Genomic DNA, 22,698 nt, shown 5'->3' on the forward strand with positions numbered 1-22,698 from the left:
ATGACAAATCGATATGACAACGCGCGGGAGCAGGCAAGGGGCACGCGCCATCCGAATCCGCACTTTGGTGCGATAGACACACATCTGCCTCCGCGCTAGACGGGATCGTGGTTTGTCAGTCCGCTATCCCGGAAAAGTTGGAGCGTGTCGCCGCGGACCCCGCCCGGTCCTTCGGGCCACCCTCCGCTCAAAGGGGAGGGATATCCGCATCACTCGAACACGATGCTCGGCACTGCAGCCTCGGCCGCGCCGCGCTCTTCATTGACGCGGTGCCAGACCTTGGCGGCGATGTCGCGATAGATTTTCGCCTCGGCGCTATCGGGCTTGGAGACCACCACCGGCGTGCCGGCATCGGAGCTTTCGCGGATGCCCATCTCGAGCGGCACTTCGCCAAGGAAGGTGACGCCGAGGCGCTCTGCCTCACGGCGCGCGCCGCCATGGCCGAAGATGTCGTAGCGTTTCCCCGTATCGGGGGCGAGAAAATAGCTCATGTTTTCGACGATGCCCAAAAGCGGCACGTCGACCTTTCTGAACATGTTGAGGCCTTTGCGCGCATCGATCAGGGCCAGGTCCTGTGGCGTCGAGACGATGACGGCGCCGGCCAGCGGCACCTGTTGGGCCATGGTCAGCTGGGCGTCGCCGGTGCCGGGCGGCATGTCGACGACGAGCACCTCGAGCGGTCCCCATTCGACCTCGCGCAGCATTTGCGTCAATGCCGACATCACCATCGGCCCGCGCCAGATCATCGGCGTCTCCTCATCGACGAGGAAGCCCATCGACATGACCTTGAGGCCATAGTTCTGCATCGGCTTCAGGATCTTGCCGTCGACGGTCTGCGGCCGGCCATGAATGTTGAGCAGACGTGGCATGGACGGGCCATAAATATCGGCATCGAGCACGCCGACCCGCAACCCGTTGGCGGCCAGGCCAAGGGCGATATTGACGGCGGTGGTCGACTTGCCGACGCCGCCCTTGCCGGAAGCAACAGCGATGATGGCGTCGATGCCTGGTACGCCGCGCTTGCCATGGCTGTGCGAGGCGGGCGCCTGCGGCGCGGGACGAGCAGGTGCGGCCGGCGGAGCGGGCCTCTGAGCCGGTCTTTGCGGAACCGGCGCCTCCATGCCGCCGCCCTTCTTTTCCGCCGTCAGCGCGACCACGGCGCCGGCGACACCGGGGATCGCCTTGACGACACGCTCGGCGGCCGCACGCAGCGGCTCCATCTCCTGGGCACGGGCGGCGGGAACGGTGATCGAGAAGAACACCTTGGCATCGGCAATGAAAATCTCGGAAACCATGCCGAGGTCGACGATATTGCCGGTGAAATCCGGCCCGTTGACCGTCTTCAGGCGTTCGATGACGATTTCCTTGGTGACGGACATCAGATCTTCCTTATGCAAGCTCGCGCCTGAGATAGTGCAGTTTCCGGAGAGAACCAAGTCGTGGAGCAACAGCCGGCCTGGTGTGCCCCGGAAAACGGACCGACGCAGTCGGATTTGCCTGATCGACGGTCGCCAACCATCCGTTACGACCTATCTGAGGGAGCAGCATGAGCACGACATCAAGGGAAGGAGACGATCATGCTCGCAAACAGCAACGCAACGGCCAATCTCGCAGTGAAGGACCTGGCCAGGGCCAGGGCTTTCTACGAAGGGACGCTCGGCCTGAAAGAGGTGCACAATGAAGGTGGCGAACTGATCGTCTATAAAAGCGGCGATACCAGCATCAACGTGTACCGTTCGAATTTCGCTGGGACCAACAAGGCGACGGCAGTGACCTGGACGGTCGGCGACGAGCTCGGCAAAATCGTTGAGGCGTTGAAATCGAAGGGCGTGGCCTTCGAGCATTATGACATGCCCGGCCTGACGCTGGAGGGTGACGTTCATGTCGGTCAGGGCATGAAGGTCGCATGGTTCAAGGATCCGGACGGCAACATCCTGAACCTTGTGGACAGGTAGATACGGCGTTCACGCACCGCCGCGCAGTGCTGCGGTGCTGTCACCTTGCCAGGCCGACCGCGAGGTAGGTGAGAGCCGCAATCGCCGCGGTTGCCGGCAGGGTGATAATCCAGGCAACCACGATATTGCCGGCAATGCCCCAGCGAACGGCTGAGACGCGGCGGGCGGCGCCGACGCCAATGATGGCGCCGGTGATCGTGTGCGTGGTCGATACCGGAATACCGAGCCAGGTGGCGGCGAACAGGGTGATCGCACCGCCGGTCTCGGCGCAGAAACCCTGCATCGGGTTCAGCCGGGTGATCTTCGAGCCCATCGTGTGGACGATGCGCCAGCCGCCGAGCAACGTGCCCAGCGCCAGCGCCGACTGACAGGTGATGACGACCCACAGCGGCACGTAAAAATTCGCGCCGAGCATGCCTTGCGAATAAAGCAGCACGGCGATGATGCCCATGGTCTTCTGCGCGTCGTTGCCGCCATGGCCGAGCGAATAGAGCGAGGCGGAAAAGAACTGCATGACGCGGAAGGTGCTGTCGACGGCGAACGGCGTCTGCCGCACGAACAGCCAGGAGACCGCGAGGATCAAGACGAGCGCCAGCAGAAAGCCTGCCGCCGGCGACAGCACGATGGCCGCCGTCGTCTTGCCCAATCCGGCCCAGACGATGGCGCCGGTGCCGGCCTTGGCAACGCCGGCGCCGACCAAACCGCCGATCAGCGCGTGCGAGCTGCTGGACGGGATACCGACGAGCCAGGTGACGATATTCCAGACGATGGCGCCGACAAGTGCTGCGAAGATCACTGCCGGCGTGACGATGCTGGCGTCGATGATGCCGGTTCCCAGCGTCTCCGCCACGTGAAGACCGAAGAACATGAAGGCGATGAAATTGAAGAAAGCCGCCCAGAACACCGCATAATGCGGCCTCAGCACGCGGGTGGAGACGATTGTCGCGATGGAGTTGGCGGCATCGTGCAGGCCGTTGAGGAAATCGAAGAACAGTGCGACGGCGACAAGGCCGACCAGCACCGGAAAGGCTATCGCGGCTTCCACTATACGTTCTCGATGACGATGCCGCTGATTTCGTTGGCGACGTCCTCGAAGCGGTCGACCACCTTTTCCAGCTGGCCGTAGATCTCGCTGCCGATCAGATAGGCCATCGGATCGCTGCGGCCGTGCCGCTTGAACAGATCCTTCAGGCCCTGTTCGTGCAGGTCGTCGGCCCGGCCTTCGGCGCGCATGACCTCCTCGGCGATGGCGTTGAGGCGCACCGTATGCGCCCCGACCTTGCCGAGCAGTGGGATCGCCTCGGCCACCAACTTGGCGGCCTCGACGATGACGGCCCCCATTTCCTGCATCAGCGGGTCGAATTCCTTCTTTTCGAACAACCTTACCGTCTTGACGGTCTTGTGCATCATGTCGATGGCATCATCCATCGACTGGATCAGGTCCTTGATGTCGCCGCGATCGAAGGGCGTGATGAAGGAGCGGCGCACGGCCAGCAGAACTTCCGCGGTGATCTGATCGGCTTCGTCCTCGAGATCGATGATCGTCTGACACCAGCGGTCGATGTCGTTGCCCTGCAAAAGCTGCTGCAGTGCCTCAGCGCCGCCGACCACAGTGCGGGAATGCCGCTCGAACAGGTCGAAGAAGCGATCTTCGCGCGGCAAAAGCTTGCGGAACCAGCCCAGCATGTTTCGTCTCCCGTCGTGTCCAGTCCACGACCCCGTCCCATCCACATAGCGCCGCGTTCCATCGCGGGAAACAGTAAGCCGGCTGAAAGATGTGGATGCGGGCGATTTGCACAGGCGGCTTGCGGCCGAAGGCGATTTCCCCGACCTTGCGCGCTAAGATCGGACATAGCGTCCGTGACAGGCTCCCGACGGCATGATCGACAAGCTGGAATTCTTCATAGCACTCGCCAGGGAAGAACATTTCGGCCGCGCGGCGGAGGTGTGCGGCGTCACCCAACCGACGCTTTCGGCCGGCATCAAGCAGCTGGAGGGCCAGCTCGGCGTGATGCTGGTGCTGCGCGGCTCGCGCTTCCAGGGGCTGACGCCGGAAGGCAAGCAGGTGCTGGTGTGGGCGCGCCGCATCGTCGGCGATAGCAGGACCATGCGCGAGGAGATGCGGGCGGCACGCCACGGCCTGTCAGGACGCATCCGCATCGCCGCGATCCCGACGGCCCTCGCCATGGTGGCGCGATTGACGACGCCGTTTCGGGCAAAGCATCCCGGCGTCACCTTCTCGGTGCTGTCGCGGACATCGATCGAGGTGCTGTCGCTGCTCGGCAATTTCGACATCGACGCCGGCATCACCTATCTCGACAACGAGCCGCTCGGACGCGTCACCAGCGTGCCGCTCTACGACGAGCGCTACCAGTTGATCACCGCTGTCGGGAACCCCTATTTCGACCGCGACAAAGTGACATGGGCGGAACTCTCCCAGCTGCCGCTCTGCCTGCTGACGCCGGACATGCAGAACCGCCGCATCATCGACCAGCATCTGGCCGAAGCCGGCGTGCAGGTGCGGCCGACACTGGAATCCAACTCGATGATCGTGCTGTTCTCGCATATCCGCACCGGCAAATGGTCGTCGATCATGCCGCTTAACCTTGCGGAAACGTTCGGCTTTTCCGAGCCGATCCGGGCTATCCCGATCGTCGAGCCGGATGCCAGCCACACCGTCGGGCTGGTGGCGGCGCCGCGCGAACCGCACACGCCGCTGGTCTCGGCGCTGTTGGACGAGGCAATGGCGCTGGCGGACGATTTCCGCGCCCGCCGCTAGGCTAGACAATGCTGGTGAGCAGGACCGATAGAAAATTTCTATCGAGCAACGGATCGGCTTTATTGATTTAGCGGGTTTCCTCTGATTTCCTAAGCACTTAGCGGAAGACCGCCACGACCAGGGAGGGCGCTGCATGACGATGCAGCCTGCAAGTACCGAGATCGCATCGCGCACGGCGGCGATCATCCACGAGCTGAAAGGCCTCGAAGGCCCGCTGCTGCCCATCCTCCACGGCATCCAGGAAGAGTTCGGCTATGTGCCGCAGGACGCGCTGCCGGTCATCGCCGAGGCGCTGAACATCTCCAGGGCCGAGGTGCATGGCGTCGTCACCTTCTATCACGATTACCGCAGCCAGCCGGCCGGCCGGCATGTGCTGAAGCTCTGCCAGGCGGAAGCCTGCCAGTCGATGGGTTCGGATGCGATTGCCGCCAAGCTCAAATCATTGCTGGGCATCGGTTTCCACGAGACAAGCCGCGACGGTTCGGTGACGCTGGAGCCGGTCTATTGCCTCGGCCTTTGCGCCTGCTCGCCGTCGGCGATGCTGGATGGCGAGGTGATCGGGCGGCTCGACGACGAAAAGCTCAGTGAGATCGTTGCCGAGGTGCGCTCATGATCCCGCGTATCTACATTCCTGGCGATTCCGGCGCGCTGGCGCTGGGTGCGGAAAGGGTCGCCAAGGCGGTTCGGGCGGAGTTGGCCGAGCGCGGCATCGAGGCCAAGATCGTGCGCAACGGCTCGCGCGGCGCCTATTTCCTCGAGCCGATGGTCGAAGTGGCGACAGCCACTGGCCGCGTCGCCTATGGGCCGGTGAAGCCATCCGACGTCAAAAGCCTGTTCGACTGCGGCTTCCTCACCGGCGGCCACCACAAGCGCTGGCTTGGCGCGCCGGACAAGATCCCGTTCCTGGCCAGGCAGACGCGGCTGACCTTTGCGCGCTGCGGCGTCACCGATCCGCTGTCGCTCGATCACTACAAGGCGCATGGCGGGCTGAACGGCCTGCAGAATGCAGTGGCGACGACACCGGCCGACATCGTCAAGCAGGTGACCGAGTCCGGGCTGCGCGGTCGTGGCGGCGCCGGCTTCCCGACCGGCATCAAATGGAAGACGGTCCTCGATACGTCGGCCGACCGCAAATACATCGTCTGCAATGCCGATGAAGGCGATTCCGGTACGTTCGCCGACCGCATGATCATGGAAGGCGACCCCTTCGTGCTGATCGAAGGCATGGCGATCGCCGGCATCGCCACCGGCGCGACCAAGGGCTTCATCTATATCCGCTCGGAATATCCGCATGCGGTGGCGGTGATGCAGAAGGCCGTCGAGATCGCCCGCAGGGCCGGCGTGCTCGGCGTCAATGTGCTCGGGTCACCCAATTCATTCGACATGGAAGTGCGCGTCGGCGCCGGCGCCTATGTCTGCGGCGAGGAGACCGCCCTGCTCGACAGCCTCGAAGGCAAGCGCGGGCAGGTGCGGGCCAAGCCGCCGCTGCCGGCGCATAAGGGCCTGTTCGGCAAGCCGACGGTAATCAACAATGTCATCTCGCTGGCCTCGGTGCCGGTGATCATGGACAAGGGCGCCGCCTTCTACAAGGATTTCGGCATGGGCCGTTCGCGCGGCACCATCCCGATCCAGATCGCCGGCAACGTCAAATATGCTGGTCTCTACGAGGCGGCGTTCGGCATGACTCTGGGCGAGATCGTCGACGATATCGGTGGCGGCACGGCAACGGGTCGCCCAGTCAAAGCGGTGCAGGTCGGTGGCCCACTCGGCGCCTATTTCCCGCGCGCCCTGTTCGACACGCCGTTCGACTACGAGGCGTTCGCGGCCAAGGACGGGCTGATCGGCCACGCCGGCATCGTCGTTTTCGACGACAGCGCCGACATGCTGAAGCAGGCGCGCTTCGCCATGGAATTCTGCGCCATCGAGAGCTGCGGCAAGTGCACGCCCTGCCGCATCGGCTCGACGCGCGGCGTCGAGGTGCTGGACCGGCTCGCTGAGAACATCGAACCGGAAAAGCAGATCGCGCTGGTCACCGACCTTTGCAACACGATGAAGTTCGGCTCGCTTTGCGCTCTCGGCGGCTTCACCCCATATCCAGTGATGAGTGCACTCAACCATTTCCCGGACGACTTTCGGCCGACGCCGGTCGCCGAAGCAGCGGAATAGGAGCGGACAGGCATGAACGCGGCATTCGACATCAAATCGCTGGTCCAGGAAATCGACTACGGCACACCCGCCTCCGAAGCGGAACAGCAGGTGACGCTGACCGTCGATGGCAAGCCGGTGACGGTGCCGGCGGGTACCTCGATCATGCGCGCTTCGATGGAAGCGGGCGTTGAAATCCCGAAACTCTGCGCCACCGACATGCTGGACTCGTTCGGCTCCTGCCGGGTCTGCCTCGTCGAGATCGACGGGCGCGGCGGCACGCCGGCCTCGTGCACGACGCCGGTTGGCGAAGGCATGGTCGTGCATACCCAGAGCGACCGGCTGAACGCCATTCGTCGCGGCGTGATGGAGCTCTATGTCTCTGACCATCCGGCTGCGTGGGGCGAGACGGCCGGCACCGGCGCCAGCGAGTTCGACAAGGTCGTCAGGACGGTCGGCCTGACCGAGAACCGCTATGGCGTGGACGGCCGCAACCACGTCGAGCAAGAAAACGGCGTGGCGCCCGGCCATGGCTCGCTGACCATCGACTACATCGCCCGCGATGAATCGAACCCCTATTTCACCTATGATCCGGCGCAATGCATCGTCTGCTCGCGCTGCGTGCGCGCCTGCGAAGAGGTGCAAGGCACGTTCGCGCTGACCATCGAGGGCCGCGGCTTCGAATCCAGGGTCTCGGCCGGCATGCACGAGGCGTTCGTCGATTCCGAATGCGTGTCGTGCGGGGCCTGCGTGCAGGCCTGCCCGACCGATGCGCTGAGGGAGAAAACCGTGCTGGCGAAAGGCCTGCCCGAGCGCTCGACCGTCACCACCTGCGCCTATTGCGGCGTCGGCTGCTCATTCAAGGCCGAGGTCAAGGGCGACGAGGTCATTCGCATGATGCCCTACAAGGCAGGCAAGGCCAACCACGGCCACTCCTGCGTCAAGGGCCGCTTCGCCTATGGCTATGCGACACACAAGGACCGTATCCTGAAGCCGATGATCCGCGAGCGGGTCAGCGATCCGTGGCGCGAAGTGTCGTGGGAAGAGGCGCTCACCCATACGGCGAATGAATTCCGCCGCATCCAGTACCAGTACGGCCGCACGTCGATCGGCGGCATCACCTCGTCGCGCTGCACCAACGAGGAGACCTACCTCGTCCAGAAGCTGGTCCGGCAGGGCTTCCGCAACAACAATGTCGATACCTGCGCCCGCGTCTGCCATTCGCCGACCGGCTATGGCCTGGGCCAGACCTTCGGTACCTCCGCCGGCACGCAGGATTTCGATTCGATCGAGCAGACGGACGTCATCCTGCTGATCGGCGCCAATCCGACCGATGCGCATCCGGTGTTCGCCTCGCGCATGAAAAAGCGCATGCGCCAGGGCGCCAAGCTGATCGTGCTCGATCCGCGCCGCACCGATATCGTGCGCTCGGCCCATGTCGAAGCGCAGTTCCATCTGCCGCTGAAGCCGGGCACCAACGTCGCCATGCTGACCGCACTTGCCCATGTCATCGTCACCGAAGGCCTGTTCGACGAGGCGTTCATCCGCGAGCGCTGCGACTGGGACGAGTTCCAGGACTGGGCATCGTTCGTGGCACTGCCGGAAAACAGCCCGGAGGTCGTCGGTCAGCTCGCCAATGTCGATCCCGACGACATACGCGGCGCGGCGCGGCTCTATGCGCGCGGCGGCAACGGCGCGATCTATTACGGCCTCGGCGTGACCGAGCACAGCCAGGGCTCGACCACCGTCATCGCCATTGCCAACCTCGCCATGGCGACCGGCAATATCGGCCGGCCGGGCGTCGGCGTGAATCCGCTGCGCGGCCAGAACAATGTGCAGGGCTCCTGCGACATGGGTTCGTTCCCGCACGAACTTCCCGGCTACCGCCACATTTCGGGCGACGCGGTGCGCGCCATCTATGAGAGCCTGTGGGGCGTCAAGCTCGACGACGAGCCCGGCCTGCGCATCCCCAATATGCTGGACGCGGCCGTCGACGGCTCGTTCAAGGGGCTCTATGTACAGGGCGAGGACATCCTGCAGTCGGACCCCGACACCAAGCATGTCGCCGCGGGTCTCGCCGCGATGGAATGTGTCGTCGTGCACGACCTCTTCCTCAACGAGACGGCCAACTACGCGCATGTGTTCCTGCCCGGCTCGACCTTCCTCGAGAAGGACGGCACCTTCACCAATGCCGAGCGCCGCATCAACATGGTGCGCAAGGTGATGGAGCCGAAATGCGGCTATGCCGACTGGGAGACGACGCAGGAGCTCGCCAAGGCGCTCGGCCTCGGCTGGAACTACACGCATCCCTCCGAGATCATGGACGAGATCGCCAAGACGACGCCGAGCTTCTCCGGCGTTTCCTTCGACCTTCTCGACCGGGTGGGCTCGGTGCAGTGGCCCTGCAACGAGAAGTCGCCGGAAGGCACGCCGATCATGCATATTGGCGGCTTCGTGCGCGGCAAGGGCAAGTTCATCCGCACCGAATATGTCGCGACCGACGAGAGGACCGGGCCGCGCTTCCCGCTGCTGCTGACCACCGGCCGCATCCTGTCGCAGTATAATGTCGGCGCGCAGACCAGGCGCACCGACAACGTCGTGTGGCACAGCGAGGATCGGCTGGAGATCCATCCGCATGATGCCGAAAATCGCGGCCTGCGCGATGGCGACTGGGTGCGGCTGACCAGCCGCTCGGGCGAGACGACGCTGCGCGCGCTGATCACCGACCGGGTGTCGCCGGGCGTCGTCTATACGACCTTCCACCATCCCGACACCCAGGCCAACGTCATCACCACCGACTTCTCCGACTGGGCGACCAACTGCCCGGAATACAAGGTGACCGCGGTGCAGGTGGGTGCATCCAACGGCCCGTCGGAATGGCAGCGCGACTATGACGAGCAGGCAAAGCAAAGCCGCCGCATCGCCTCGCTGCAAGCAGCGGAGTAGCGTTTTGGCGTCGTGCCGGAGCACCCCCCTCTGGCCTACCGGCCATCTCCCCCTCAAGGGAGGAGATTGGATGTCATCTCGGCTTTCGCCAATCACCAGCGTCGAAGGGTGCCTTACGTCTGAACTGCCAATCTCCCCCCTTGAGGGGGAGATGGCCGGTAGGCCAGAGGGGGGTGCCGCGTGATGCCCAAACGTCGTGCTGTCACCCAGATCAGCCGCCTCGCGCGCCGCGCCGGCGGCACCGCGGCCGCCAACCGCATGGTGCCGGAAGAGACGCCGGTAGCATTCTCCTTTGCCGGCACCACGCATGCGGTGATGATGGCAAGCCCGGCCGATTTCGAGGATTTCGCGCTCGGCTTTTCGCTGACCGAAGGCATCATTGCCTCGCCAGACGAAATCGAAGCCATCGAGGTCGAGGATCACGGCGCCGGCATCGATATCCAGATCCGGCTGAAGGACCAGGCCAACACCCGTTTCGAGGCGCGTCGCAGACGGCTCGCCGGCCCGGTCGGCTGCGGGCTGTGCGGCATCGAATCGATCGAGGAAGCGATGCGCTCGGTCGATCCGGTCGGTGCGTCGAAACTTACACTTCAGGCCGATGACATCGTCCGCTCGGTCAAGCTTTTGTCGAAGGTGCAGCCGCTGCACGCCGAGACCGGCGCGGTCCACGCCGCCGGTTTTTACCTCCCCGGCAAGGGCATCGTCATGGCGCGCGAGGATGTCGGCCGTCACAATGCGCTGGACAAGCTGGCCGGCGCGCTGGCCAAAGCCGGTATCGACGGCAGGTCGGGGGCCGTCGTCGTGACGTCGCGCGTTTCGGTCGAGATGGTGCAGAAGACCGCGGCGATCGGTGCTGCCTTCATCATCGCCGTCTCGGCGCCGACGGCACTTGCCATCCGCACCGCAGACGACGCCGGCATGACGCTGGTGGCGCTGGTGCGCGGCGATGATTTCGATATTTTCACCCATCCTGACCGCGTGGTTTCCGGAGTTGCCAAGCATGTCGCATGACGAAGGCCACCTCATGAGCACCAGCGAAAAGCTGGTTCGCATGGCCAACCAGATCGCTGCCTTTTTCCACTCCAAGCCGCGCGAGCAAGGCATTGCCGGCGTCGCCGAGCACATCAACAAGTTCTGGGAGCCGAGGATGCGCCGGCAATTGTTCGAGATGCTCGACAGCGGCGGCGAAGGCTTCAACGAGCTTGTCGTCGCGGCCGCCCCACACATCAAGCGGCCGGGCGCGCCGGAGGGCGCAGGTTTTAGCGTCGGCGGAGCGAGCACCGAGACTACGGCTGCGTCACAGAAGTAGGCGCCGCGGGCCTACATTCACACCCTCTAAGGTTTCATCTGCCGCAAGTCTCGCGGCTCTGCTATGATCCGGCGATAAGAAATCGTCGGGTCGGGCGGACAAACCTCGTGAGGCCGATCGAAACTCGCTACGCGCTCAGCGGCGACGTGCGGATCGCCTATCAGGTGGTCGGCCAGGGATCGCTCAATCTCGTCTTCGTGCCGGGTTTCATTTCCAATCTCGACCTGCACTGGGAAGACGAAGGCTACAGCCGGCTGTTGGCGTTCCTTGCGGAACACCGCAGTCATACATCGTCTCTTATGCAAGGTGGCGGCAGCCGGGGCAGCGCAAGCCTCCATGACTACGGAGAGCGAAACCCCCTACTCGCTCTCACCCTCCAGCGCCGGCACCGACACCCCGGCAAGCTCCGCCGCCAGCAACCGCGCGGCACCGGCGCGCGCGATCCTCAGCATCAGCGCCTTGCGCGTCGCCGCCGCCATCCGGTGCTCGGGCGCATCGCGCAGGACCTCGGCACCATAGCCGTCGGAGAGAATGAAGCCGCACTCTTCCGGAAAGATCTCCTGGGGCACGCCGGGATGGGTGGCGAAGAAGAAGCGGTCGGAATGCAGCCGGTAGTCCGGCCATTTGCGGTCGACCCTGAAATCCTCGATCGAGGATTTGATCTCGATGATCCAGATATCGCCCTGGCGGGTCAGCGCTACGAGATCGGCGCGGCGCCCGGTGGCCAGCGACAGTTCGGGCAAGACATGCGCGCCCATCTGCTTGAGCAGCCGCTGCACGCCACGCCTGACCAGCATGGCACGCTCCGACTGGCGACCGTCGATCAGCGGGTTAAGGGGTAGAGGTGAGATGATAGGCATGGCCGCACCATGTCAGATTTTGTTCACGGTTTGAACCCGGTTTTTTGGGGCGATTATCCGGTTGACAAACCCAACCAGAACGGGACACCGCCGGTGCAGAACCCTGAAGCGCAAGCGGCCCACCGTGGGTGTTTTCCTACGGGTATTTACTGCCTGCAAGCTGTCTGGCACGACCCTCGGCAGTGGTTGCCTTGCGGGTTAGTGGGCCGCACATTACCCTTTCTCCACCTGGTGTGTTTATATAATAAGCACGCACACAGTATTTATTTGGAGTGTCCGGAAGACAAAGTTCACGCTTGTGGCCTGACCCCGGCTCAACATAGATTCTACAGGTTTTTTTACTCGTGTCATAAGGAACGTTCGCCTGGCTAGTGCATGCCGATGCACTGACGGCAATGGCTATAACGATGGCTATGCGGATCATGTTTTCCCCCAACACAACCGCATTTGAATCATGTTTTGTCGCCGCTGCCAAGGCGGGTTGCCAACCGGATAATCGCCTTTGTGCTGGGGCCAGTGCTGGTCTAGGAGCTCTTGTCTGTCGGATTAAGCCACTCACGCGCCTTCCGGTTTTTCAAATCAAATCGGTATAAGGAACAGGCGAGCACCGCTGGAAGACCAATGCCTCCGACAATAACCAGCGCGATAGGGCCAAACCAGCGGTAGGCTAGAACCCCAACCAAACTGAGGATCATGGCTCCAATGAAACTACTAATAGGCGCGGGCGTCACGGCTGATTTGTAGCGGAGCTTTGGTCAGCGGTCATCCGGGTTTGTCAAATATATAGCCGCCTTCTGGGCGGCTATTATCTGGTTGACAACCCCCTCTAACTGACCGGCATCATGCCCTCCAGAGCAATGATCCTCGTCTTTGCACAGCGTTCGCGGATGGCTTTGAGGCGGCCGTATTCCGGAGAGTCGTACCATGCGAGGAGCGAGGCCATGTCGGGAAATTCGACGATGACAAGGCGATGAGGCTCCCAATCGCCTTCCAGCACTTTGGTGGCTCCGCCACGAGCGATGTACCTTCCCCCGTAGCGGGCTTCGGTTGCAGGCACGTCCCGGCGGTATTCCTCGAAAACGGCGGCGTCGGTTATGTCGACATCGGCAATAAGATAGGCTGCCATTGACCTTACTCCCCTTAGGAAAGGCATTGAAGCAGGTCCATTAGCGGTCCCGCAACTAAGCCAGCGGTACTACGCCTCGGAAACGACTCGCGTTCTCCCGGATTGGGGCGCTTTACTACATTCGTGGGGATAGCTCTGGGAGGAGACGAACCATGCCGATGTATCTCACGCGATTCAGCTACAGGCCCGAAACGTGGGCGCGCTTGATGGATAATCCCGAGGACAGACGCGAGGCTGCCCGTTCCTACATCGAGTCGGTCGGCGGAAAGCTGCACGGGTTCTGGTATGCCTTCGGAGAACACGACGGCTGGAATCTGTGGGAGGCGCCGGACAACGTCTCCATGGCATCGGTCATGCTTGCCATTGGTGCGGGAGGCGCGCTCAGCTCCTACGAGACCACCGTGCTGCTAAGTGTCGAAGAGACGATGGAAGCGCTTGGCAGGGCGAAGTCGATCCGGTATCGCCCACCGGGATCGTGACGGCCGCCCGTGCTTCGCGGAGTGTCGAAGGCTAGGTAACGCTTGCTGTCGAACGGCGCACGCTCCTAAACTTTTGCGCAAAAAAATGTCCGCTGCACCCTCTTGGCAGCGCCGGCAGCTTGCGCTTTCAATGTCGGCCACGGGATTTTTACGAGGAGCATTAGATGACGGACGATGACGGACGCAAATCGGCGACACCGGAGGAAATCCGCTCGGCCGTTAGAGGATGGGCGGTGCTTGGGGCAATCATCGTTGCCGTGTTTGGTGCCGCCTACGTCATGATCGATAGTTGAATGGCCGACGATCCTGGTCGCCCCGATGGACTGCCTGAAAAGATCGGCACGGTCCTTGGTGCAGTGGTGGTGATCGGCACGTTCGGGCTTCTGGCTTGGACGGTGCTTCGCGGCGTTCTTTATTGAACCGGCCTATTGAACCAGGCTTGTCAGGATTATCTCCTGCAGCGGCCGCGTCTCAGGCGAGATCAGGCCGATCTCCTCGTAGTAACGGATGGCCTTGGCTGGCCGGCCAGAGCGCCAGCCAGCGTCACCGACATTCATGGTGATTCCCCGTCTCGGGGTTCTTGTTCTTGGCCCATTGATTTTGCAGCATAATCCTGCGGGGGCTGTTGCCGAAATGCCATAGTCGCAGGTTTACCAGCACGCAAGCCCAAGGATATAGGCATCGCCCGCTTGGCAAGCAAAGCAAATGCCAGCATGAATGAAGATGAAAAAAGCGGCCGACTCGAGCCGCTGTTGTTTGGGCAGGCATCGGACCTTTTCATGCGCATGAAGTCACTTGCAATCGTCGCGGCCCTGGCGCTGTCGACGGCTGTCGCCGGTTGCAGCACCATCGGCTCGCAGATCTTCACCAACAACTACGGCGCGGTGACCGATGCCGGCTATCATCTGCCGCGCATCCCGATCGAAAAGGTGCCGTTCAAATACCGCCGCCAGATCGTCGACTACGACACCAGGGAAAAGCCGGGCACCATCATCGTCGATACGCAGAACAAGTTCCTCTATTTCGTCATGGGCGACGGCGAGGCGATGCGCTACGGCATCGGCGTCGGCCGTGAAGGTTTCGAATGGCACGGCACCGCCCGTATCGCACTAAAGCGCGAATGGCCGACCTGGACGCCGCCGTCGCAGATGATCAGGCGGCAGCCGGAGCTGGCCAAGTTTGCCGGCGGCATGGAGCCGGGGTTGAAGAACCCGCTCGGCGCGCGCGCCATGTACCTGTTCAACAAGGGCGGCGACATGGGCTACCGCCTGCATGGCAGCCCGGAATGGAATTCGATCGGCAAGGCGATGTCGTCGGGCTGCATCCGGCTGATGAACCAGGACATTATCGACCTCTACGACCGCACCTCGGTCGGCGCCAAGGTCATTGTGCTGTAAGACCATGATCCCGAAAAGCGGGACCCGGTTTTCGGACAAGATCATGGTCAAACAAGAAGAGCTTTATACGCGGACCGTCTAGGCAACACACAGACGTCGCAAACAGAAAACCGGGCACTTTGGCCCGGTTTTTTGTTGTCTATCGACGTTGACGATGGAACGGCGCGTCAGGAGACCTGTTCGACGTGCTGCACTTCCGGCACAAAGTGCCGGAGCAGGTTCTGGATGCCGTGCTTCAGCGTCGCCGTCGAGGACGGGCAACCGGCGCAGGCGCCCTTCATGTGCAGGAATACGGTGCCGTTCTCGAAGCCGCGGAAGGTAATGTCGCCGCCATCCTGGGCCACCGCCGGGCGCACCCGCGTGTCGAGCAACTCCTTGATGGTGACGACCAGCTCCTCGTCGGCCTTGTCGTAGAATTCGCCGGTCTGGCTGGTCTCGGCGGCGGGGCCGGCCTTGGCCATCACCGGGGCGCCGGACATGAAATGCTCCATGATGGCGCCGAGGATAGCCGGCTTCAGATGCTGCCAGTCGGGACCGTCCTTGGTCACGGTGATGAAATCATAGCCGAAGAAGACGCCGGTGACGCCGGGGATCTCGAACAGACGGCCGGCCAGCGGCGAAGCCGTCGCGGCGCTGTCGGCATCACGGAAATCGGCGGTGCCTTCTTGCAGCACTTCCTTGCCGGGCAGGAATTTCAGCGTCGCCGGGTTTGGCGTCGACTCGGTCTGGATGAACATGGCCATCTCCGTGCCCGTTTCGGGCAGCTAGTTTGGAATAATTCTAATTAGGCTTTATCCGCCCGACATTCAAGCGAAAGGCATCGCGGGGAACGGCTGGCTGGTGGAATGTTTTGCTAGCTCGCTGAAACAATTGGAGATGTGTTGAGATTCAGGTCAGGCCGAGCCGAAAATGATGGTTTCCGAGAACCGGAGCGGAGCGTACTTTTGGTACGTGAGCACCGGAAGCGCAGGAAGCCGCCATTTGTAGGCCGGCCTCACCTGAATATCGGCACATCTCAGGCGAGGCTGTCGATCTCCTCGTCCGACAGGTTCTGCGGCACCACAGTCACTGGAATCGGAAAGGCGGCGCCCTTGCCGGCAACCGCGCCGACCAGCGGCCCAGGCCCTTCCTTGCCAGCGCCTGCCGCCAGCACCAGGATGGCGATGTCCTGGTCTTCCTCGATCAGCTTGTGGATCTCTTCGGTCGGCTTGCCTTCGCGCACCACCAGTTCCGGCTCGATGCCGAGCTTCTGGCGCACCTTGTTGGCGTAGCTGTCGAGCGCGGCGCGCGCCGTGGCGGTCGCCTCCTCGCGCATGATCTTCTCGACGCCCAGCCAGTGCTGGAAATCATCCGGCTCGATGACATAGAGCAGCACCAGCACGCCGCCCGTGCTTTGCGCCCGCTTCGAGGCGTAGGCGACGGCGCGCTCGCATTCCGGCGTGTCGTCGATGATCGCCAGGAACTTGCGGCGATGACCGGCTTCGCGGCTGAGGCGTTTGGAGACCATATTCACCCTGCTCGATGGTTTTCGGCCGCAATCTGCCACCGCCACAGCCCGCCCGCAAGCGACCGGCGGCTGTGGCGATGTTGGTGCAGCTTAAAGCGCGTCGCGTTCGACCGGCCTCATGCGACGCGCTTCAGGTTCTTGTTTTATGCATGTCGTTATCGCAAAACCGCTGCACACTTTTGCGCGACATAAATTAGCCTTGCAGCAGGCCGATAATGTCGCGCACGGTCTTCATCGTCGCTTCGGCCAATGTGCCGGCACGCTCGCCGCCATCCCGCAGCACCGCGTCGACATAGGCGCGGTCGCCGGAGATGCGGCGCATCTCGCCGGCGATCGGCGCCAGCTTTTCCACCGCGAGATCGGCCAGCGCCGGCTTGAACACCGAAAACTGCTGGCCGCCGAATTCCTTCAGCACCGCCTCTTTCGATATTTCGGCGAGGCCGGCATAGATGCCGACGAGGTTTTCCGCTTCCGGCCGGCCGGCAAGCCCGTCCAGTTCGCCGGGCAAAGCCTCCGGGTCCGTCTTGGCCTTGCGGATCTTCTTCGAGATGGCGTCGGCATCGTCGGTCAGGTTGATGCGCGACAGGTCCGACGGGTCGGACTTCGACATCTTTTTCGAACCGTCGCGCAGCGACATGATGCGCGCCGCCGGGCCGCCGATGACCGGCTCGGTCAGCGGAAAATAGCCGTTCACCGTCTCTTCGCCCACCTGCATCTCGACGCCGACACCAAGCGCCGCGATACGGTCCGAAAAATCGTTGTTGAATTTCTGCGCAATGTCGCGGGTCAGCTCCAGATGCTGCTTCTGGTCGTCGCCGACCGGCACATGGGTGGCGCGGTAGACGAGGATATCGGCGGCCATCAGGGAGGGGTAGGCGAGCAGGCCGAGCGAGGCGTTCTCGCGGTCCTTGCCGGCCTTGTCCTTGAACTGCGTCATCCTGTTCATCCAGCCAATGCGCGCCACGCAGTTGAAGATCCAGGCAAGCTCGGCGTGCTGCATCACCCGCGACTGGTTGAAGACGATGTGCTTGGTCGGATCGATGCCGGAGGCGAGAAACGCCGCGGTGATCGAACGCGTCTGGTCCTGAAGATCCTCATAGACGAGCTGCGCGGTCAGCGAATGCAGGTCGACGACGCAGTAGATGCAGTCGGAGGTGTCCTGCAGGGCGACGAATTTCTTGATGGCGCCGAGATAATTGCCGAGATGCAGATTGCCGGTTGGCTGGACGCCGGAAAAGACGAGTGGCTTGAAGGCGGGCTGGTTGAGGCCGGTCATGGTGTATCCCTGGCTTGTGGAGGGCCGTTTCGCGCGCGGCGAAAGTCTTGCGACGGCGCGCTTATGGACGAGAGCGAGGAGACGATCAAGAGGGGTGTTGGCTAGGCCGCGCGGGGCTTTGACCGTGGCCGAGCAAGACGCCACAGAAGGCTGTTTGAAGGGGATGGCGCCGACCAGAATCAAAAACCCGCCTTGCGGCGGGGTCGTCGGTGCGAATCAGCACCATACGCAAATTACTAGCATAGCTGCAGGCACAAAGCAAGAACAAAATTGGACCTGACGAATTTTCCGCCTCACGAATCCGGAGATTGCTCCTTGACCGGCTGGGAGCCTTTACGCCCGATATTGCGGCGGATCATGCCGAAATCCGCACCCCCGGTGGCAAACGCAGTGACGAAGTAAAGCAGCGCCCCGCCGGCGACGAGCGCAAGCAGCGTTACCGCCTTGATCACCAGCGGCGAGCCCGAGCCGAGACTTGCGGCGAACCAGTGCTCGGCAAAATAGAGCGCCGCCGCCATCACCGCCGCCGACAGCACCAGCCGCGGGATGCGTTTCATGAGCGGCAAGTCGCGGCCCCAGTGGCCGCGCCGGATCAGCACGGCCAGCAGCATCGCCGCATTGACCCAGCCGGCGACGGCGGAGGCAACGGCAATGCCGGGCGCGCCCATCGTCGGAAACAGCGTCAGTGCCGTCGTAATGTTAACCGCCACCGAGATGGCGGCGAAAATCATCGGCGTGCGCGTGTCCTCGCGGGCGAAATAGCCTGGGGTGAAGGCCTTGATCAGCACGAAGGCCGGCAGACCGAGGCCGAAGATCTCCAGGATTGCCGCGACCGTCGGCGTCGAATTGTTGGCGGCGAAGGCGCCGCGCTCATAGACCAGCCGCACGATCGGCTCGGACATGACCAGCAGGGCGGCCGCCGCCGGCAAGGTCATGAACAGGGTGAACTCGACCGAGCGGTTCTGCAGATTGGCCGCCTCGACCAGATTGCCTGACTTCAGCGCCCGCGACAGTTCCGGCAAAAGCACGATGGCGACGGCGACGCCGACAACGCCCAGCGGCAGCTGGTAAACGCGGTCGGCATAGGCCAGCGACGACACCGCGCTGTCCTGCGCCGACGCGATCGCCGTGCCAATCAGCTGGTTGATCTGGGTGATGCCGCCGGTGATCGCCGCCGGCAGTGCCAGGATCAGCAGCCGCTTGACGCTGGGCGTCATCTTCGGCCGGCGGAAGCCGATCGAAATGCCGGCATGGCGCACCGCCGCCCAGACGATCGCCAGCTGCACCAAGCCGGCCGCCAGTACGCCCCAGGCCAGCCCGAAACCGACGGTGCGGGCGTCCGAACCCTTGTACCAGGCATAGGCAAGCACGGCGATGAGGATGATGTTGAGGAACACCGGCGCCACCGCGGCGGCGAAATAGCGGCGCAGCGAATTCAGCATGCCGGCCATCATGGCGCCGAGCGACATGCAGATCAGGTAAGGGAACATGACGGTCGCCAGTGCCACCGTCATCTCGAATTTTCCGGGCGTGTCGGCAAAGCCCGGCGCCACCAGGTAGCGCACGATCAGCGGCATCGCCAGTTCCATGGCGATGGTCAGCGCCAGAAGCGCGGTGAACAAGACGCCGAACACCTCTTCGGAAAAACGCTTGGCGCCGTCGGTGCCGTGCGTCTCGATCTCTTTGGCGAACAGCGGCACGAAGGCGGCGTTGAAGGCGCCTTCGGCGAACAGCCGGCGAAAGGTGTTGGGAAACTGGAAGGCGGCGTTGAAGGCGTCGGCGATCGGCCCGGTGCCGAGTGCGGCAGCCATCAGCATCTCGCGGCCAAAGCCGAGGGCGCGGCTCATCAGCGTGCCGGAAGCGACCGTGGCGAATTTCTTGACAAGGCTCATGCGCTTGAAGACTGCCTGTGGGATTGGGGCAAATGGAAGGTAACAGTCACTCGGCGGCCGTTTTGGTCTTGCCGCGCTCGGACGCCGTGCCCTCGAGCACCGCGATCAGCCTGTTGCGGATGGTCGCCGTACGCGACGGGCTGTCGATCTTCTGGCCGGTGAGATCGGTGACGTAGAACGTGTCGATGACCTTTTCGCCGAAGGTGGTGATGTGGGCCGAGGCGATGTCGAGCGACAGGTCCGACAACATGCCGGTGATCTCCGACAGAAGGCCCGGCCTGTCCAGTCCTTCGACCTCGATCACCGAGAACCGGTTCGACAGGGTGTTGCGGATCTCGGCGCGTGGCGGGATGCGGAAGACCTTGGCGCCGCGCCGTGGCTTGGTGCGCTTCTCGATCATTTCGGGCAGCCAGCTCTTGCCCGACAGCATGTCCTCGATCAGCCGGCCGACGCGCTCGGCACGGCGACGCTCGTCCTCGTCGCGGTCGAACTCCCTCGAGATCAGGATGGTGTCGAGCGCGCGGCCGTCCGAAGTGGTGAATATCTGCGCGTCGACGATGTTGCCGCCGGCCGCAGCACAGGCGCCGGCAATCACCGAGAGCAGGCGCGGATGGTCCTGCGCCAGCACCGTGATCTCGGTCACCGCCTCGAACTGGTGGGTCTTGACCATGGTGGCGAGCTTCTTGCCGGCGTGATCGGCCTCGCGGATGAATTCGGCATGGCGCAGCTGGTCGGGAAGATCGACCGCCAGCAGATAGTTCTCGTAGTGCTGGCCGACATAACGCTTGCGGGCCTTTTCCGGCCAGTCGGCAAGTGCCTCGGCCAGTTGTTCGCGCGCCGCCGCCGTCCGCTTGGCGCGCGACACCTCCGAAAACCCGCCGGTCAACAAAAGCTCGGTCTCGTAGTAGAGCGTACGCAGCAGCTGGCCTTTCCAACCGTTCCAGACCCCCGGCCCGACGCCACGGATATCGCAGACGGTAAGCACCAAAAGCATCTTCAGCCGTTCGACCGACTGCACGATGGCGGCAAAATCCTCGATCGTCTTGCGGTCGTTGAGATCGCGGGTCTGCGCCGTCATCGACATGACGAGGTGGTTCTCGACCAGCCAGGCGACCGTTTCGGTGTCGGCCGGCGAGAGCCCCATATGCGGGCAGATGCGCCGCGCGATCCTGGCGCCGGCTTGCGAATGGTCCTCAGGCCTGCCCTTGGCGATGTCGTGCAGCAGCACGGCGACATAGAGCGCCTCGCGGCTCTTCTTCAGCCCCGGCATCAGCGCGTGGGAAAGCGGATGCACCTTTTCGCCGTCGCCGCGCTCGATCTCGGCCAGCACGCCGATGCAGCGGATCAAATGCTCGTCCACGGTGTAGTGGTGATACATCGAGAACTGCATCATGGCGACGATCTTGCCGAAGTCCGGGATCAGCTTGGCAAGCAGTCCGGCCTCGTTCATTCGCCGCAGATTGAGCTCGGCGTTGCGGTCCGAGGTCAAGATGTCGAGGAACAGCCGGTTGGCCTCCTCGTCGCGCCTGAGCGCCTTGCCGACGAGGCCGAGAGAGCGGGTCAAAAGCTTCAGCGCATCGGGGTGGAATTCCAGGCCGTGCTTGTCGGCAAACCAAAACAGCCTGAGCAGGTTGACCGGATCGCGCTCGAACACCTCGTCGTCGGCAATGTTGATGCGGTGGTTGTCGACGATGAAATCGGCCGTGCCGGCGAGCTTGCGCTTGCGCCGCGAGAAGGTGAGGAAGATGCGGTTGAAGCCCGGCACATGCTTGGCCTGCTCCTCTTCCAGCGCGGCGCAGAAAATGCGGGTCAGGTCGCCGACATCCTTGGCGACGAGGAAGTAGTGCTTCATGAAGCGCTCGACCGCCGACAGGCCGGGATGGGTGGTGTAGCCGAGCCGCTCAGCGATGTCGCGCTGGATGTCGAAATGCAGCCGCTCCTCCGCCTTGCCGGTGAGGAAATGCATGTGGCAGCGCACCGCCCACAGGAAGTCCTCGGCCTTCTGGAATTCCCTGTATTCGGCGTCGGTAAAGACGCCCTTGTCGACCAGTTCCTCGCCGGTGCGCACCCGGTAGAAATATTTGGCGATCCAGAACAGCGTCTGCAGGTCGCGCAGGCCGCCCTTGCCGTCCTTGACGTTAGGTTCGACCAGGTAACGGCTCTCGCCGGCCTTGGCGTGACGCTCGTCGCGTTCGGCAAGCTTGGCCTGGACATATTCGGGGCCGGTGGTGCGCACCACCTCGTGGTCGAAGCGCTGCAGAAGCTCGTCATAGAGCTTTTGCTCGCCCCACAGGAACCGCGCCTCCAGGATCGAGGTGCGGATGGTGATGTCGGTGCGCGACAGCCTGAGGCACTCGTCGATGTTGCGCGTCGCGTGGCCGACCTTCAGCCCGAGGTCCCACAGCATGTAGAGCATATATTCGACGATCTGCTCGCCCCATGGCGTCTGCTTGTAGGGCAGCAGGAACAGCAGGTCGATGTCGGAGCCCGGCGCCAGCGTGCCGCGGCCATAGCCGCCGACGGCAACGACCGCCATGCGCTCGGCCGACGATGGGTTTTTCACGCGGTAGACATGGGTGGCAGCGAAATCGTAGAGCGCACGGATGATCTCATCCATCAGATGCGACAGCCGGGCGGCGCAGGCGGTGCCGCTGCCGTCGTCCATCAGCATGCGTTCGGCGACAGTGCGCCCGTCGGCGAGCCGGCTTTTGAGCAGCTTGAGGACGCCGCCGCGCGCGGCCTTGCCCGAACCGTCGCCTGCCGTGGCCGCGGTCAGTTCGGTCATCTCGCGGCGCAAGGCTTCGCCGTCGATCAGTTCCTCGAGCTTCAGGGATATTCTTGCCATAAATGCCGTTCGGCCTCGCCGTTTCGGCGGCGTCTATAGCGCGTTTTCGCGGCGCTGGGTATGGGGCGGACGGACGCGTTCTCCGCGGCCGCCGACGGGACGATCGTCTCGTGCCCGCAGCCGGTTCGGTTTGGGCCTGGCCGCGAAAAATCGAAAATCGGCCCTTGACCTTCCAGTTACTG

General features: G+C 63.3%; 22 protein-coding genes and 1 pseudogene. 11 read left to right on the forward strand and 12 right to left on the reverse strand.

Annotated features, from left to right (window positions below; genetic code table 11):
- Positions 1-209: 209 nt before the first annotated feature.
- Positions 210-1,382 carry an Mrp/NBP35 family ATP-binding protein gene (locus NKH71_RS15525; protein ID WP_352791101.1) on the reverse strand — a complete coding sequence of 391 codons (1,173 nt, stop codon included), beginning with the start codon at positions 1,380-1,382 and terminating at the stop codon, positions 210-212.
- Positions 1,383-1,577: 195 nt separating this feature from the next.
- On the opposite strand from NKH71_RS15525, the gene NKH71_RS15530 reads away from it, so the two are divergent.
- A complete protein-coding gene (locus tag NKH71_RS15530; protein ID WP_352483299.1) occupies positions 1,578-1,955 on the forward strand; it encodes a VOC family protein in 378 nt (125 codons plus the stop codon).
- A 40-nt stretch (positions 1,956-1,995) separates the two neighbouring features.
- Here NKH71_RS15530 and NKH71_RS15535 read toward each other — a convergent pair whose 3' ends face one another.
- Entirely contained in the window at positions 1,996-3,000 is a 1,005-nt protein-coding gene (locus NKH71_RS15535; protein ID WP_352483300.1) for an inorganic phosphate transporter, read from the reverse strand.
- A complete protein-coding gene (locus tag NKH71_RS15540; protein WP_023717896.1) occupies positions 3,000-3,641 on the reverse strand; it encodes a DUF47 domain-containing protein in 642 nt (213 codons plus the stop codon). Before NKH71_RS15540 ends, NKH71_RS15535 begins: the two co-directional genes overlap by 1 nt.
- Before the next feature lie 193 nt (positions 3,642-3,834).
- Between NKH71_RS15540 and NKH71_RS15545 the strand changes: the two genes are divergently transcribed.
- From NKH71_RS15545 to NKH71_RS15570, 6 genes are all read left to right on the forward strand, one after another.
- Complete coding sequence (locus NKH71_RS15545) at positions 3,835-4,734, forward strand: LysR family transcriptional regulator (protein WP_023717897.1); 900 nt, start codon at positions 3,835-3,837, stop codon at positions 4,732-4,734.
- A 133-nt stretch (positions 4,735-4,867) separates the two neighbouring features.
- On the forward strand, positions 4,868-5,347 hold the full coding sequence (locus NKH71_RS15550) for a formate dehydrogenase subunit gamma (RefSeq protein ID WP_352791084.1): 480 nt from the start codon (positions 4,868-4,870) through the stop codon (positions 5,345-5,347).
- Positions 5,344-6,900, forward strand: a complete 1,557-nt coding sequence (locus NKH71_RS15555) for a formate dehydrogenase beta subunit (RefSeq protein ID WP_352791086.1) — start codon at positions 5,344-5,346, stop codon at positions 6,898-6,900. The genes NKH71_RS15550 and NKH71_RS15555 overlap by 4 nt, the downstream gene beginning before the upstream one ends.
- Before the next feature lie 12 nt (positions 6,901-6,912).
- Positions 6,913-9,825, forward strand: coding sequence for a formate dehydrogenase subunit alpha (gene fdhF / locus NKH71_RS15560; protein ID WP_352483303.1), 2,913 nt, complete (start codon positions 6,913-6,915; stop codon positions 9,823-9,825).
- Positions 9,826-10,008: 183 nt separating this feature from the next.
- Positions 10,009-10,836, forward strand: a complete 828-nt coding sequence (fdhD, locus tag NKH71_RS15565) for a formate dehydrogenase accessory sulfurtransferase FdhD (RefSeq protein WP_023717901.1) — start codon at positions 10,009-10,011, stop codon at positions 10,834-10,836.
- On the forward strand, positions 10,826-11,134 hold the full coding sequence (locus tag NKH71_RS15570; RefSeq protein WP_352483304.1) for a formate dehydrogenase subunit delta: 309 nt from the start codon (positions 10,826-10,828) through the stop codon (positions 11,132-11,134). Before fdhD ends, NKH71_RS15570 begins: the two co-directional genes overlap by 11 nt.
- A gap of 26 nt (positions 11,135-11,160) precedes the next feature.
- On the opposite strand, the gene NKH71_RS15575 is transcribed toward NKH71_RS15570, so the two are convergent.
- The 3 genes from NKH71_RS15575 to NKH71_RS15585 form a co-directional block, all read right to left on the reverse strand.
- Positions 11,161-11,421, reverse strand: coding sequence for a hypothetical protein (locus tag NKH71_RS15575; protein WP_198030469.1), 261 nt, complete (start codon positions 11,419-11,421; stop codon positions 11,161-11,163).
- A 72-nt stretch (positions 11,422-11,493) separates the two neighbouring features.
- Positions 11,494-11,994 (reverse strand): MmcB family DNA repair protein, encoded by a 501-nt coding sequence (locus tag NKH71_RS15580; RefSeq protein ID WP_352483305.1) that lies wholly within the window; start codon positions 11,992-11,994, stop codon positions 11,494-11,496.
- Positions 11,995-12,820: 826 nt separating this feature from the next.
- Positions 12,821-13,120: a DUF1330 domain-containing protein gene (locus tag NKH71_RS15585; RefSeq protein WP_023717905.1), complete on the reverse strand. Its 300-nt coding sequence runs from the start codon at positions 13,118-13,120 to the stop codon at positions 12,821-12,823.
- 152 nt (positions 13,121-13,272) lie between these two features.
- On the opposite strand from NKH71_RS15585, the gene NKH71_RS15590 reads away from it, so the two are divergent.
- The 3 genes from NKH71_RS15590 (at position 13,273) to NKH71_RS15600 (ending at position 14,018) form a co-directional block, all read left to right on the forward strand.
- Entirely contained in the window at positions 13,273-13,599 is a 327-nt protein-coding gene (locus NKH71_RS15590) for a GYD domain-containing protein (RefSeq protein ID WP_352483306.1), read from the forward strand.
- 164 nt (positions 13,600-13,763) lie between these two features.
- Positions 13,764-13,892 (forward strand): hypothetical protein, encoded by a 129-nt coding sequence (locus NKH71_RS15595; RefSeq protein WP_352483307.1) that lies wholly within the window; start codon positions 13,764-13,766, stop codon positions 13,890-13,892.
- Entirely contained in the window at positions 13,893-14,018 is a 126-nt protein-coding gene (locus NKH71_RS15600; RefSeq protein WP_352483308.1) for a hypothetical protein, read from the forward strand.
- Positions 14,019-14,072: 54 nt separating this feature from the next.
- Here NKH71_RS15600 and NKH71_RS15605 read toward each other — a convergent pair.
- Positions 14,073-14,156 (reverse strand): annotated as a pseudogene (locus NKH71_RS15605) (Cu(I)-responsive transcriptional regulator); the annotation flags it as partial.
- Positions 14,157-14,378: 222 nt separating this feature from the next.
- Here NKH71_RS15605 and NKH71_RS15610 point away from each other — a divergent pair.
- A complete protein-coding gene (locus tag NKH71_RS15610) occupies positions 14,379-14,996 on the forward strand; it encodes a L,D-transpeptidase (protein ID WP_023717909.1) in 618 nt (205 codons plus the stop codon).
- A gap of 167 nt (positions 14,997-15,163) precedes the next feature.
- Here NKH71_RS15610 and NKH71_RS15615 read toward each other — a convergent pair whose 3' ends face one another.
- The 5 genes from NKH71_RS15615 to NKH71_RS15635 all read right to left on the reverse strand — a co-directional run bounded on the left by NKH71_RS15615 (position 15,164) and on the right by NKH71_RS15635 (position 22,516).
- The gene (locus NKH71_RS15615; RefSeq protein ID WP_023676386.1) at positions 15,164-15,733 is read right to left on the reverse strand and encodes a NifU family protein; all 570 of its coding nucleotides are present in this window, start codon (positions 15,731-15,733) and stop codon (positions 15,164-15,166) included.
- Positions 15,734-16,011: 278 nt separating this feature from the next.
- Positions 16,012-16,503 (reverse strand): universal stress protein, encoded by a 492-nt coding sequence (locus NKH71_RS15620; protein WP_023717912.1) that lies wholly within the window; start codon positions 16,501-16,503, stop codon positions 16,012-16,014.
- 193 nt (positions 16,504-16,696) lie between these two features.
- Positions 16,697-17,779 (reverse strand): tryptophan--tRNA ligase, encoded by a 1,083-nt coding sequence (gene trpS / locus NKH71_RS15625; protein WP_352493729.1) that lies wholly within the window; start codon positions 17,777-17,779, stop codon positions 16,697-16,699.
- 293 nt (positions 17,780-18,072) lie between these two features.
- A complete protein-coding gene (gene murJ / locus NKH71_RS15630; RefSeq protein WP_352791093.1) occupies positions 18,073-19,671 on the reverse strand; it encodes a murein biosynthesis integral membrane protein MurJ in 1,599 nt (532 codons plus the stop codon).
- Positions 19,672-19,717: 46 nt separating this feature from the next.
- A complete protein-coding gene (locus NKH71_RS15635) occupies positions 19,718-22,516 on the reverse strand; it encodes a [protein-PII] uridylyltransferase (RefSeq protein WP_023717915.1) in 2,799 nt (932 codons plus the stop codon).
- Positions 22,517-22,698 lie beyond the last annotated feature (182 nt).

The organism is Mesorhizobium sp. M0983 (genome assembly GCF_040318975.1).
Taxonomy (GTDB): domain Bacteria; phylum Pseudomonadota; class Alphaproteobacteria; order Rhizobiales; family Rhizobiaceae; genus Mesorhizobium.